Below are 13740 nucleotides of genomic sequence, written 5' to 3'. Positions count from 1 at the left end.
TATCTATAATTTTTGATTATCAAGCAACCCAGTTTTTGACTTTGCACCAGCTTTCTGTTAAAATCATATATTAGGCACATACTAACCCTATGATCGCGGTGAAAGACCTAACTATGTGAAGTTAGCGGTCTACGTTGATTGTGCAATATATTTGTTTTTTGGCTGGGGAGTTGATAATTTGTTTAAATTTTTAAAGAAAATATTTGGTGATGATAACGAAAAAGAAATTAAACGCATGTTACAGTTGGTAGACAAAATCAATGCGTTTGAGCCCGAATTTAAAAATATGAGTGATGCGACGTTAACTGCCAAAACGGTCGAATTCAGGCGCCGGTTAGATAAAGGACAAACGCTTGATGACCTTTTGCCAGAGGCTTTTGCTGTAGTGCGGGAAGCCTCACGCCGGGTTTTGGCTATGCGTCATTTTGATGTACAGATGGTGGGCGGTATCACTCTGCATGAAGGAAAAATTGCAGAGATGCGGACAGGTGAAGGGAAAACTCTGGTAGCTACTTTGCCGGTATATCTAAATGCACTGACAGGTAGAGGCGTGCATGTTGTTACCGTTAATGACTACTTGGCACGCCGCGATAGTGAATGGATGGGAAAACTCTACCGCTACCTTGGTTTGTCTGTTGGCCTTATTGTCCATGGTTTGGATTTTGACGAACGAAAACTGGCCTACAGTGCTGATGTTACCTATGGTACTAACAATGAATTTGGTTTTGACTACCTGCGGGATAATATGGTTATTTACGCGGAACAAATGGTACAGCGGCCTTTAAATTATTCTATTGTCGATGAAGTTGACAGTATTTTGGTGGATGAAGCGCGGACGCCGCTAATCATATCTGGCCCTGGTGAAAAGTCTACTGACATGTACTTTGTGTTGGCTAAGGTTGTGCCAAAATTAACGGCAGGCGATGATTATACCATTGATGAAAAGGCCAACACGGTAGCTCCGACAGAGGCTGGCGTGGCCAAAGCTGAGAAACTGCTTAATGTAAAAAATCTCTATGATAGCGAAAACATTGAGCTGTCACATCATTTTAATCAGGCACTCAGGGCGCATGCTTTGATGAAGCGGGATAAGGACTATGTGGTTAAAGAGGGCGAGGTTGTCATTGTTGATGAGTTTACCGGTCGCTTAATGTTTGGCCGTCGCTATTCAGAAGGTCTGCATCAGGCCATAGAGGCCAAGGAGGGTGTTAAGGTGGAAAGGGAAAGCCAAACCCTGGCGACCATTACTTTCCAAAATTATTTCCGCATGTATAATAAACTGGCCGGGATGACAGGTACTGCTAAGACTGAGGAAACTGAATTCCGTAAAATTTATAATCTTGATGTTATTGTTATTCCACCCAATCGCCCGATGCAGCGGCAGGATTTGCCTGATGTTATTTATAAAACCAAGCGTGCCAAGTACAAGGCTGTTGTTGAAGAAATTGCTGAACTCCATAGCAAGGGGCAGCCTATGCTTGTGGGTACAACCTCTATTGTGCAGTCGGAAGAATTGTCGGCGATGCTCAAAAAGAAGGGTGTACCGCACAATGTACTTAATGCCAAGTTTCATGAGATGGAAGCTCAGATTGTGGCCCAGGCAGGTCAGGCAGGAGCAGTAACTATTGCTACGAATATGGCTGGTCGTGGTACTGACATTGTGTTAGGTGAAGGTGTTGCCGAATTAGGTGGTCTCCGTATTATTGGCACTGAGCGTCATGAAAGCCGCCGAATTGACAATCAGCTGCGTGGCCGTGCCGGACGTCAAGGTGACCCGGGTTCTTCGCGGTTTTACCTATCGCTGGAAGATGATCTGATGCGCTTGTTTGGTTCTGATAATATTGCTAGCATTATGGAAAAATTGGGTATGGAAGAAGACGAACCAATTGAGCATTCATTGATTACCCGTTCCATTGAGCAGGCCCAGAAAAAAGTTGAGGCCCGTAACTTTGATATCCGCAAATATGTCCTTGAATATGATGATGTCATGAATCAGCAGCGTGAGGTTATTTACAGCCAGCGTAAGAAGATTCTGACAGGGGATAATCTCAAAGAAAATATCGATATGATGATTGAAAAAATCATTGATTATGGTATGGATTTATATGCTAATGAAAAGATATATCCTGAGGAATGGGATTATGCCGGCCTGATTGAATACTGTGAAGGCTTTTTTGCGCCTAACGGTGAGCTTAAGCAGGAGGAACTTGACAAGCTAAGTCGTTTTGAACTCCGGGAAGAACTTGTGCGTGCAGCCCAAGCTGCCTACAGTAGACGGGAAGAGCTATTTGGCTCTGATAATATGCGAGAGCTTGAAAAAGTTGTTATGCTTAAAACGGTTGATGCTAAATGGATGGAGCATCTTGATGCCATGGATATGCTGCGCCAGGGTATTGGGCTCAGGGCTTATGGGCAAAAGAATCCGTTGATTGAGTACAAAATTGAAGGGTATGATATGTTCCAGCAAATGATGGAAAGTGTACAGGAAGATATTGTCCGGTACATATTCAGAGTTAATATTGTAACTCAGGCTCAACCGGAAGATCATTTGCGTGGTGCCCATGCCACCCGTGGTGGCGAAGAAGGAAACGAACAGTCTCAGCCACTGGAACCAATTATTAATACAGATACAACGGGACGTAATGAATTATGTCCTTGCGGCAGTGGTAAAAAATACAAACGCTGTTGTGGCGCTAAATAATAGGGAGTTGAGAAAGTGCTTTTGGAAGAATTGCGCGGGTCGATAGAGACCTTGGCTAAACGGCTTGAAGAAATGAGGGCTTCTCTTTGACGTTGCCGGTAAAAGGGAACGTATTGAAGAACTAGAAGATAGAATGAGTGATCCTACCTTCTGGGATGACTCTGATGAGGCGCAAAAAATTGCCCAAGAGGTTACACGTATGAAGGACAGTATCAGCCAGTACCATGACTTGCTTAGCCGTCACAGTGATATGGCTACTTTATGGCAATTGGGGCTGGAAGAGCAGGACGATAGTGTTTATTCTGAAGTAACTGCCGGCCTTGCCAGCATGGAGCAGGAACTGGATCATCTTGAACTGACCCAGATGCTTTCGGGTGAGTATGATCGTAATAACGCTATTTTGACACTGCATGCCGGGGCTGGTGGCACCGAAGCACAGGATTGGGCGCAAATGCTGCTCAGAATGTATGTGCGTTGGGCTGAAAAGAACAATTACAAGGTTGAGACCATGGACTTTCAGGCCGGCGATGAGGCTGGCGTTAAAAGTGTGACATTGATGATTAGTGGTACTAATGTCTATGGCTATTTGAAAGCCGAAAAAGGGGTACACCGCCTTGTTCGTATTTCGCCCTTTGATGCCAGTGGTCGGCGCCACACCTCGTTTGCTGCCGTCGATGTTATGCCCGAGGTTGATGATTCGGTAGATATTATTATTAATCCGGTAGATTTGAAGGTTGACACCTATCGGGCCAGTGGTGCCGGTGGTCAGCATATCAATAAAACAGACTCAGCTGTCCGCATGACTCATTTGCCGACAGGTGTTATTGTACAATGCCAGACTCAACGGTCGCAGATTCAGAACCGGGAGCAGTGTATGCGCCTATTGCGGGCCAAACTATTTGAACTTGAACGGCAAAAACAGGCTGATAAGAAGGCGGAACTTGGTGGTGAATATCAAGCTATTGAATGGGGCAGTCAAATTAGATCATACGTTTTCCATCCCTATAATATGGTTAAGGATCATCGGACTGCTGCTGAGACAGGCAATGTGCAGGCTGTAATGGATGGAGAAATTGAATTGTTTATCGAAGCTTACTTAAAGAGTGAGTCTGGCGTCAAAGAGTGAACTCGTTTCAGCATAGCTGAAACATCGGGGATTCAGGTGGAGAGTCTACTCCAACTGAATGAACGCCGCCTATAGAGGCAGGAGTCTTAACTCGTAGCCAAAGATGAAAGGAAGAGAAAGTTTTCCTAAGGGGGAATTAACCCTATGAAGCGCTTTACAACCATTGTTTTGTTCCTGGTCATGGTAATAGCGGCCGTGGAAGTCGTATTGCCCAAGGTGGTGTCTGATGCTGCGGCTCAGGGACTCCGCGATCTGACAGGGAGCAAACAAGCGACTGCCAGGGTGGATAAAATCCCGGCTCTGTTTATGCTTGATGGCAATTTCGATCGTGTAACGGCAGATGTTAGCGAGGTAAAGACTGAGAAAATAACCGTTCGTAATATGCATATTAGCTTACGCGATGTAAAGGTTGATATTCAGTCGCTATTGACCAGCAGGAAGCTAGTGCTTGAACAAGTAAAGGATGTCGAACTTACGGCGACCATCGGGCAAGAGGAATTGGCTGCCTTTCTTAATAACTCAGTCAAAGGAGTTAAAAATGCGGTTGTGACGATAACTCCTGAAAAAATCCAGGTGACCAGTGCGTTAACCGTAGGTGGTTTTGCACGGGTCGATGTCAGGTTGGAAGGCCGGATTGTGAGTGACCGTGAGAATCGACGCATTTCGTTTGTTGCCGAGCGGTTTTGGCTGAACAATACTCCAGTTGGCAATATCGGTGGTTCGTTACTTACGGAAGTGCCGTTAATGGATTTGAAAAAAATGCCGTTTAATGTGAATGTACGGGATGTTGTCATGGAACAGGGTCAGGTTATTATTTATACCGACAACCGAAATTAGTACTGGTTTAAGGTGACTTGTACAGCCTTGTACTGGGATTAATTCTTGTTGGGAATAGTATATATACATATTATCGAAACTGCCCACACAGGTGGTGGTTTCAAAAAGGGTGGAGAGATTTTGTCAACCTTTACATATAACAAATGGCTGATTGGCTTGGTCATTGTTGGCCTATTGGCCTCCCTTACTATCGATTGGCAGCGTCACACAGTTGAACAGGCTAATTCCACAGTTGAAATGGTTATGGAATATGAAGATATCATGGAATTAGCGCAGATTGAGGGTGTCCGTCCAAGTGAAATGTTTCAGCAATTTAAAGACGCCGGCATTACTAGTCTGGCTGTGTATGAAACTACCCTGGAAAAACTCAATAAAAGCGGCAAAATAACGGCATTGCCTGGTGCAGATATTCTTCACCAAAAAAATACCGGCACGCTGACAGATCCCTTTTGGCACAGTTTAATTGCCGCAGGAAAGATCCAGGCTGAGGACGTGTATGTCATAGGGCAAGATCAACAAGTCTTCCAGGAAGTGATGGCTGACTTAAGCCGCCGTTTGGGACCTGGCAGGGTAACGCTGCTGGCAGATGGTGATCGCCCAGTATTAGAGGCTAAAGCCAACTTTGAAAAAGTTGTGAAATGGAACCTGGGGCTATCTTCTGCAGAACTTGCTGTAGTTGACAGGCTGGGCTTTTACGTAATTGCCCGTCCGACGAACTATACTAAGGTAACCCCTGCAGATGTTGATTCAGTATTTCAGCGACTGGCAACAGTTAATAATCTGAGCTCTATCATGTTTTCTGGTGAAGAGGTCATAGGTTATCCAGATTTATTGCCACTTACAGCCAGTCGTTTTCGCGAACGACAGCTGACATTAGCCATGATTGAGCATCCACTGCAACTGCAGTTTCTTAAACAGGAAGGGCTTACTCAACTGGCAACTGCCAATAACTACCGGTCTGCGCGGGTTTATGTTATTCCCAAAGATGAGCAGGTTAAATTAAAATCGGCTGAAGCCATTCAGCGTTGGGCGTTGGCTGATCAGGAACGCAATATCCGGATCAATCTCTTGCGACGGTATGATAAGCCGGAGCCAGGAAAAACTCTGACTGAAACCAATCTGGATTATGTGTCTGGAGTTAAACACGCTCTGGTGGCTGAGGGTTTCAGCCTTGGCCGGGCCGGTACCTATAATCCGTATTTTCCTGCGCTCTGGCTCTTAGCACTCGTTGTGCTCGGTGTAACGGCAGCTGGGGTACTGTTTTTGTCTTTGGTCTATCCCTTTGGCGTGCGCTGGCAATATGCGCTTACCGCTATATTGACAGTGCTGCTGATTCTCCCGATTCTTAAGGGCGGCGGTACGCTTAGCCGTCAGATGGTTGCGCTTGCCAGTGCTAGTGTTTTCCCGGCTTTGGCTATGACCTGGCAGCTGGATCGTTGGCGGCGGCTGGAGGCTGCCGGTCAGTTTGAACGTCCGGCTTCGCTGGGTAAAATTATTGCCGCCGGTTTAGGCGCTATTGTTATTGCTACATTTATTTCTCTGGCAGGCGGTCTCTATTTAGGCGCTGTGCTTAGCGATGTGCGCTTTTTCTTGGAAATGGAATATTTCCGGGGGGTAAAACTCACTTTTGTTGCTCCACTGCTGTTAGTTACTATTGTGTACTTAACCCGTTATAATTTGTTTGACAATGTTCCATTAACAGATGCCAGAGGCTTGTGGCGTCAGGTGACTACTATCTTGAATTATCCGGTAACTATGAAAACCTTGCTGTTGGTTGGCATGGCTGCGTTTGCGGCCTGGGTCTATATTGGCCGTTCAGGGCATACGGCCGGTGTACCGATACTGGGAATTGAACTTAAACTCAGGGCACTATTAGAGCAGCTTCTGTACGCCCGGCCAAGGGGAAAAGAGTTTTTAATTGGCCATCCGGCCTTTTTGTTGGCAGTCATGGCTGTCTATCGCCAATGGCCGCGCCTGGTGCAATACTTGCTGATCGTAGTCGCGACTATTGCTCAGGGTTCACTTGTGGAGACTTTTGCGCATTTGCGGACACCTGTGCTCATGTCCACCGTTCGGGGCTTAGACGGCATGGTTTTAGGTGCAATCATTGGCATAGTAGCGGTTGTTGGCGTGTATCTGGTTCAAGCCGTAATCACTCGCTTGGGAAGGAGTACGGTTGCCCATGAGTGATATTGTTGTTTCTGGTTATTACGGGTTTGCCAATGCGGGTGATGAGGCTATGTTGGCGGCTATGATTGAGGCCTTAACTGACATTGAGCCCAGTATTAAAATTACAGTTATCTCTGGTAATCCGGAAGATACCCGGCACCGGCACGGTGTAGCTGCTGTCTATCGTTTGAATTACCCGGAGATTGCCAAAGTGCTGGCCCAAAGCCAGTTGTTAATCAGCGGTGGCGGCAGTTTGCTCCAAGACGTGACCAGTGACCGCAGTCTCTACTATTACCTAAGTATTATGATGCTGGCCAAAAAGCTGGGTAAGCCGGTTATGCTGTATGCTCAGGGAATTGGTCCGGTACGGGGAGCCTTGGCTCAAGGGGCCATGCGTTATATTGGTAATATGGTTGACCTTATTACTGTTCGTGACGAGGGCTCTTATGAGGAGCTAAAGCGGTTAAAGGTAACTGCGCCGCCTGTGCATATAACGGCTGATCCGGTTTTGGCCATGCATCCGGTGGATAAAACCATTGGACGCAGCATTTTGAAACAGTATGGACAAGAAGGTGTGGCGCCGTTAATTGGTATCTCTGTGCGGGAATGGAAGGATTGGGGACATTTTAAACAGGTGATGGGCCATGCTGCTGACAAGATGATTGAAGAACTGGGAGCTAAGGTGGTATTTATCCCCATGCAGTGGCCTGATGACCTCGGTGTTTCTGAAAAAATTGCCGGACGCATGAAAAATAAAGCCAGTGTGCTGCCTAGTGAATATTCTACCAGTGAGTTACTCTCGCTGGTAGGTAATTTGGATCTATTAATTGGCATCAGACTGCATGCCCTTATTTTTGCTGCTGTTATGCATGTGCCGATGGCGGGTATATCCTATGATCCCAAAATTGATCGCTTCCTCGAAACTATTGGTGAAAAACATGTCGGTACGCTAAAGACAGTAACGGCCGACAACCTGATGGCCAGGATACGGGAGATGTGGGATGAACGCAAACAGCCTAACCGGGAGCGGGAAGACCGTATTACTATTTTGCGTAACAAAGCTTTTCTAAATGCCGAACTCGCACTTAGCCTGGTAAAAAAGTAAGGAGGAAGCGATGGTGAAGAGAAAGTGGCTGCGTGACTATTTGGGAATTATGCTGGGCACGGTAATTACTGCTGTGGCTCTTAATATGTTTTTAATCCCTAATAAAGTTGCGGCTGGCGGCATTAGCGGTTTGGCCACAGTGCTCCACCATACGTTTGGATTGCCGGTAGGCATGACTATGTTGGCCTTTGATATTCCCATGTTATTGCTTAGTGTTAAAATCCTGGGAACCCGCTTTGGTATGAATACACTGCTTGGTGCTGGTATTTTAGCGGTTAGCATTGATTTATCGGCGCCATTTGTTCCTGTTCTCACCCACGATCTGTTGCTTAATTCTTTATATGGTGGTATTCTTGCTGGTGTTGGCATGGGAATCGTGTTCAAATTTAAAGGAACAACGGCTGGTACTGATTTGGCAGCAGCTATTATTCATAAATTAACGAAGATTAGTATTGGCCAGGCGCTCTTGGGAGTTGATTTTTTCGTTATTGCCACAGCGGGTCTTGTGTTTGGCAGTGCGGAGTTGTCATTATATGGACTTATTTCTTTATTTGTTACCACGCAAATCATTGATCTGGTGCAAGAAGGCTCAAGTAACGCCAAAGCTTTTTTCATCATGTCACAATTGCCGGAGAAGGTGTCAGAGGCCATTATGACTGAGCTCGGGCGGGGAGTGACTTATTTGTCAGGCCGCGGTGCTTATACCCATGCCGATCGTGAGGTTGTTTTCTGCGTAGTAAGTACCAGAGAGGTTTCTGCTGTCAAGGACTTGGTATACCGAATTGATTGCCAGGCTTTTGTTATTGTCACCGATGCGCATGAGGTATTAGGCGAGGGCTTCACTACCTACCGCTGAAACAGGTTATAAACGCCCATCTACACGGGCTGTTACAACAAGCCTACTGCCATCCTAGAGACGTATCGTAGTCTCATAGGCGACGGTGTTACTCCTGTGGGCGTTCCCTCCGACGTACTTCCCAGTACGACTACGGGTACGTCCTCGTCGCGCCTCGCAGCTGGACATTTCTAGCCAGTTTCAGGTTTTGGCACATTAATGTTGTTTAGTGCAAACCTAGTAGTAATGGACTCGTTTCAGCTTGCTGAAACATTGTGGATTAACCCTAAAGGACTATAGGAGGTTGAAAGAATGTCACAAAAACTAACTCCGCAGCAGCTTACTGAGCTTGCCAGGCGGGCCAAATCCATTCGGGGTAATATTGTACGTATGGTAACTGAGGCAAAATCCGGTCATCCCGGTGGTTCCTTATCGGCGGCCGATATCTTAACAGTGCTTTATTTTGCCGAAATGAAGGTAGATCCGGCTAAGCCTAAGGACGCTGACCGCGACCGCTTTGTGCTCTCCAAAGGGCATGCGGCTCCGGTGCTTTATGCCACACTGGCAGAGAAGGGGTATTTGCCCAAGGAAGAGTTATTGACTCTGCGTAAGATTAACAGCCGTCTGCAGGGCCATCCTGAGATGAAAAAAATTCCCGGTGTGGATATGTCTACCGGTTCTTTGGGACAAGGTTTGAGTGCTGCCAATGGTATGGCACTGGCTGGTAAACTAGATGCCCGGGATTACCGGGTATATGCCTTGTTAGGCGACGGCGAACTGGAAGAGGGTCAGATATGGGAAGCTGCTATGTTTGCTCCTCATTATAAGCTGGACAACCTTACGGCGTTTGTTGATTTTAACGGTTTGCAGATTGATGGTCCGATTAGCGAAGTCATGTCGCCACTGCCGATCCCTGAAAAATGGCAGGCTTTTGGCTGGAATGTAATTGTTATTGACGGTCATGACTATAATGCCATCTATGATGCCATTCAAGCAGCCAAGACCGTAAAAGACAAACCGACCATGATAGTAGCTAAAACCATTAAAGGCAAAGGTGTTTGCCAAATGGAAAACGTTGCCGAATGGCACGGTAAAGCCCCCACACCAGAAGAGTGCGTTGCATTCTTAGCCTCAATAGAGGCTATGGCCGACTAATAGGTTTTAAGAAACCATGAATATACACGCGGGTGGCTATGAATGCCCAGATGCGAGGCACGACGAGAACCGTAGCGGAGGCGTACACGGAGTACGCTGAGCAACGGATCGCAGGAGAAACACCGTCGCCTATGAGACTGCTTTACGGCAGTTTGTGGCAGTAGTCTTGTTGTAACAGCCCGTGCAGATGGGCGTTCAGAGCCATTCGCCTATGAAAGAGGTGCAAAGTTAAAATGGGTAAAGAATTAGCTACTCGCGAAGCCTACGGTCTGGCTTTAAAGGACCTGGGTGATCGCAATAAAAATGTCGTGGTATTAGACGCCGACCTATCCAAGTCGACAAAGACCAATGTGTTTGCCAAAGCGCATCCTGACCGGTTTTTCAATGTCGGCATTGCTGAGCAGAATCTGATGGGGGTTGCCGCCGGTCTAGCCGCTGTGGGGAAGATTCCTTTTGTTTCAACTTTCGCTATGTTTGCAACCGGTCGCGCGTTTGAACAAGTGCGCAATTCAATCTGTTATCCTGAGCTCAATGTTAAAATTGCTGCCACTCATGCCGGTTTGACTGTCGGTGAGGATGGCGCCTCTCACCAGTCCATTGAGGATATCGCTATCATGCGGGTATTACCGAATATGACGGTTATTGTACCTGCTGATGCAACCGAGACTAAGCAGGCCATTGATTTTGCTGCTGAGCATAAAGGACCAGTATATATTCGTCTGGGACGGTCGGCAGTACCTAATGTTTTTGGTGAAGCTTATGAATTCCGTATTGGTAAAGCTGCGCTGTTAACAGATGGCACAGATGTAACTATTATTGCCTGTGGCGTCATGGTGGCTCCGGCACGGCATGCAGCAGAGCAGCTTATTTCCCAGGGAATAAGTGCCCGGGTATTAGATATGGCTTCAATTAAACCGATTGACAAAGAGGCCATCATTGCTGCTGCCCGTGACACTGGTGCGATTGTGACCTGTGAAGAACACAGCATTATCGGTGGTCTTGGCAGCGCAGTTGCCGAGGTACTTGTCGAAAATGCACCTGTTCCGATGGAACGTCTGGGTGTTATGGATACGTTTGGCGAATCAGGTACACCAGGTGACTTGCTAAAAAAATATAATTTAACTGAAGAAGCGATTGTCGCTGCTGTTAAAAAGGTAGTTAGCCGCAAAAACCTATAAAATAATAAAGAAAATACGGTTTGTGCTAAGCCTTTGGTGACAAGCCGTGTTGTTTGCAGAAAGTTTTACTTTCTGTTAGGGTAAAAAATCCCGCACATGCATATCTATGATGTATGTGCGGGATTTTTTTACTCTACAGTGACCCTTCTGCGGTCATTGTGACGAAGGCAGAGAAGATGCTTAGTCCGGGAGGAGGGATGCTGTGAACTGCTGGCAGGTAATTAATCTGGGACGACGTGTACTGCGCCGGGCCGGGATCGGGATAGTAGGACTACTGGCGCTATTTCAGGTGGGCGGTGTTCTTTCTACGGCCGTGTCTATGTTGGTATCGCTGGCTTTTTATGCGTTCGCCTTTGGTGTTAAGTTCGGTATTGGTTTTATCTTGCTGCTATTGGTTCACGAATTGGGTCATATTGCGGCCTCACGTATTGTTGGCCTCAGAGCCAACGGCCCTACCTTTATCCCCTTTATTGGTGCTGTTATTAGCTTAAACCGGCCACCCATCAATGCCAAAATGACAGCCAATATTGCTATTGGTGGTCCCGCAGCCGGGACGCTGAGCGCATTGGTATGTTTGGTTTTTTATCTGTGGAGTGGTAGTACGTTGATGTTGGTACTTTCGTATACTGCCTGCCTGCTAAATATTTTTAATCTTATTCCCTGTGCTCCATTAGATGGAGAACGCATTGCAGCTGCCATCTCGCCACGACTTTGGTGGATTGGCAGTTTTGTTATTGGTGTTGTGTTCTTATATACCTATAACATTTTGGTTTTTATTATTTTTTTGTTTTCTTTGTTTGAATTGTGGCGAGGGGAGGAGACACAAGGGAATGGTTACTATCAATTGACAGCGACGCAGCGTTTGAAGGTGGCATGGTGGTATTTTGGTTTATTAAGCGTGTTAGGGCTGACGACATTGTATACGTTGGAACTGCTGAAGTAATGAGATAAAGTAACAATCCATTAATCAATAGTACGGGAGTAAGGAGGGTTTTGTGTATCTACGTCGAATAATCTATATGTTTTGGTCTTTGAATTTAGGATGGAGGTACTCTACGATTGATTTACATGAGTGAAGTGTCGAAGGTATACAGCAATGGCTCAGTTGCGTTAGCTGATATCACAGTAGATATCCAAAAAGGTGAGTTTGTTTTTATCGTCGGGCCGAGTGGTGCTGGTAAGTCGACTTTCATTAAGTTAATTTTACGTGAAGAACTGCCCACAAGCGGCCGGCTTGTTGTTAACGGACGAAATGTCGTCGAGATGCTGTCAAAAGATGTGCCGTATTTGCGACGGGGCTTGGGTATAGTATTTCAGGATTACCGGTTGTTACCCAATAAAACTGTATATGACAATGTGGCTTTTGCTATGCAGGTGGTTGAAGCGCCCCACCGGGAAATGCAAAAACGGGTGCATAATGTGCTCGATTTAGTCGGTCTTAGGCACAAAGTGCGTACCTATCCATCAGAACTGTCAGGTGGTGAGCAGCAGCGGGTGGCTATTGCCAGAGCCATTGTCAATAATCCGGTTATTGTTATTGCCGACGAACCCACAGGCAATCTGGATCCGGATACCTCATGGGAAATCATGAAGGTATTTGATACCGTTAACAAGGCAGGTACGACTATTATTATGGCTACTCACGATAAAACTGTTGTTGATGCGCTGCGCAAACGGGTTATTGCTATTGAAAACGGCCGTATTGTTCGTGATCAGGTAAAAGGAGTATACGGCTATGAAGATTAGAACCTTTGAATATTTCGTGCGTGAGGCAATTTCTTCGCTAAGACGTAACAGCTTGATGAGTATTGCTTCTGTGAGTACGGTGGCGGTGTCACTGTTAATTTTGGGAATGTTTTTGGTTATGGTGCTCAACCTTAATCATATTGCTTCTACCCTGGAAACCCAGGTACAGATTACTGTATACATGGAAGACGGGTTATCTGACCGGGATATGAGGGAGATAGGCACAAGGATAACCAAACTGGCCGGGGTAACAGAGGTAATGTTTATTGATAAGGGCGAGGCTATGATTAAGTTCAAAGACCGTTTAGGCGAGCAGCAAGGTTTGCTTACGGCACTTGGAGACACTAACCCGTTGCCTAATTCCTTTGAAGTAAAAGTAGACAAGCCGGAGTATGTGAAATCGGTGTCTCAGGCGATTGCTCAGCTTAAAGGGGTAGAAAATGCCAACTATGGCCAGGAAGTCATTGAGCAATTGTTTGCTTTGACGAAATTGGTCCGGATTTTTGGGCTTATTCTGATTGTTTTTCTGGCGCTGGCGGCCTTGTTCATCATCTCAAATACCATTCGTATTACCGTTTTTGCCCGCCGTAAAGAGATCGGGATTATGAAGTATGTTGGGGCAACTGATTGGTTTATCAGGTTCCCTTTCATGATTGAAGGCATGATATTAGGTTTTAGTGGTGCACTTTGCGCAATGCTCATTTTGACCCAGACCTATAGCACTCTTACCGAAAAGGTCTACGAATCGTTGGCCTTTTTACCATTGATACCTAAGAGTCCATTCCTGACTCATATTAGTATTGTGTTGCTTGTTGTGGGCACAGCCATCGGCGCTTTAGGCAGTACTATTTCACTTAAGCGGTTTATGAAGGTGTAACAGGGGGGAGA

The 13740-nt window shown here is 46.2% G+C and carries 11 protein-coding genes; all 11 read left to right on the top strand.

Going from position 1 to position 13740, the window contains the following annotated elements:
- Window positions 1-178 precede the first annotated feature (178 nt).
- The 11 genes from secA (at window position 179) to ftsX (ending at window position 13729) form a co-directional block, all read left to right on the top strand.
- Window positions 179-2701 (top strand): preprotein translocase subunit SecA, encoded by a 2523-nt coding sequence (secA, locus tag AC1ECB_RS16560; protein WP_485664805.1) that lies wholly within the window; start codon window positions 179-181, stop codon window positions 2699-2701.
- Window positions 2702-2716: 15 nt separating this feature from the next.
- Window positions 2717-3827 (top strand): peptide chain release factor 2 gene (gene prfB / locus AC1ECB_RS16555; RefSeq protein ID WP_485664804.1). Its coding sequence is split into 2 segments (ribosomal slippage): window positions 2717-2788 and window positions 2790-3827, totalling 1110 coding nucleotides; the frame shifts between segments, so codons are not numbered across the junction.
- Window positions 3828-3971: 144 nt separating this feature from the next.
- Window positions 3972-4664, top strand: a complete 693-nt coding sequence (locus AC1ECB_RS16550; protein WP_485664803.1) for an LmeA family phospholipid-binding protein — start codon at window positions 3972-3974, stop codon at window positions 4662-4664.
- 120 nt (window positions 4665-4784) lie between these two features.
- A complete protein-coding gene (locus tag AC1ECB_RS16545; RefSeq protein ID WP_485664802.1) occupies window positions 4785-6854 on the top strand; it encodes a DUF5693 family protein in 2070 nt (689 codons plus the stop codon).
- Window positions 6847-7938, top strand: coding sequence for a polysaccharide pyruvyl transferase CsaB (gene csaB / locus AC1ECB_RS16540; RefSeq protein ID WP_485664801.1), 1092 nt, complete (start codon window positions 6847-6849; stop codon window positions 7936-7938). Before AC1ECB_RS16545 ends, csaB begins: the two co-directional genes overlap by 8 nt.
- A 10-nt stretch (window positions 7939-7948) precedes the next feature.
- Window positions 7949-8794, top strand: a complete 846-nt coding sequence (locus tag AC1ECB_RS16535) for a YitT family protein (protein ID WP_485664800.1) — start codon at window positions 7949-7951, stop codon at window positions 8792-8794.
- A 291-nt stretch (window positions 8795-9085) separates the two neighbouring features.
- Complete coding sequence (locus AC1ECB_RS16530; RefSeq protein ID WP_485664799.1) at window positions 9086-9928, top strand: transketolase; 843 nt, start codon at window positions 9086-9088, stop codon at window positions 9926-9928.
- 233 nt (window positions 9929-10161) lie between these two features.
- The gene (locus AC1ECB_RS16525; RefSeq protein WP_485664798.1) at window positions 10162-11106 is read left to right on the top strand and encodes a transketolase family protein; all 945 of its coding nucleotides are present in this window, start codon (window positions 10162-10164) and stop codon (window positions 11104-11106) included.
- Between the two features lie 202 nt (window positions 11107-11308).
- A complete protein-coding gene (locus AC1ECB_RS16520; RefSeq protein WP_485664797.1) occupies window positions 11309-12049 on the top strand; it encodes a site-2 protease family protein in 741 nt (246 codons plus the stop codon).
- Between the two features lie 116 nt (window positions 12050-12165).
- The gene (gene ftsE / locus AC1ECB_RS16515) at window positions 12166-12852 is read left to right on the top strand and encodes a cell division ATP-binding protein FtsE (protein WP_021169136.1); all 687 of its coding nucleotides are present in this window, start codon (window positions 12166-12168) and stop codon (window positions 12850-12852) included.
- Window positions 12842-13729: a permease-like cell division protein FtsX gene (ftsX, locus tag AC1ECB_RS16510; RefSeq protein WP_485664796.1), complete on the top strand. Its 888-nt coding sequence runs from the start codon at window positions 12842-12844 to the stop codon at window positions 13727-13729. Before ftsE ends, ftsX begins: the two co-directional genes overlap by 11 nt.
- The last annotated feature ends 11 nt before the right edge of the window (window positions 13730-13740 follow it).

It is taken from the genome of Sporomusa sp. 246TCP1, from assembly GCF_057319775.1.
Note: the sequence above shows the minus strand (reverse complement) of the source record. Positions and strands in the feature narration are given on the sequence as shown.

Bases quoted from the DNA above. Each gene is read 5' to 3' on its own strand.
- AC1ECB_RS16550 (WP_485664803.1), top strand. From the start codon at position 3,972: ATGAAGCGCTTTACAACCATTGTTTTGTTCCTGGTCATGGTAATAGCG.
- csaB (WP_485664801.1), top strand. From the start codon at position 6,847: ATGAGTGATATTGTTGTTTCTGGTTATTACGGGTTTGCCAATGCGGGT.
- AC1ECB_RS16535 (WP_485664800.1), top strand. From the start codon at position 7,949: ATGGTGAAGAGAAAGTGGCTGCGTGACTATTTGGGAATTATGCTGGGC.
- AC1ECB_RS16530 (WP_485664799.1), top strand. From the start codon at position 9,086: ATGTCACAAAAACTAACTCCGCAGCAGCTTACTGAGCTTGCCAGGCGG.
- AC1ECB_RS16525 (WP_485664798.1), top strand. From the start codon at position 10,162: ATGGGTAAAGAATTAGCTACTCGCGAAGCCTACGGTCTGGCTTTAAAG.
- ftsX (WP_485664796.1), top strand. From the start codon at position 12,842: ATGAAGATTAGAACCTTTGAATATTTCGTGCGTGAGGCAATTTCTTCG.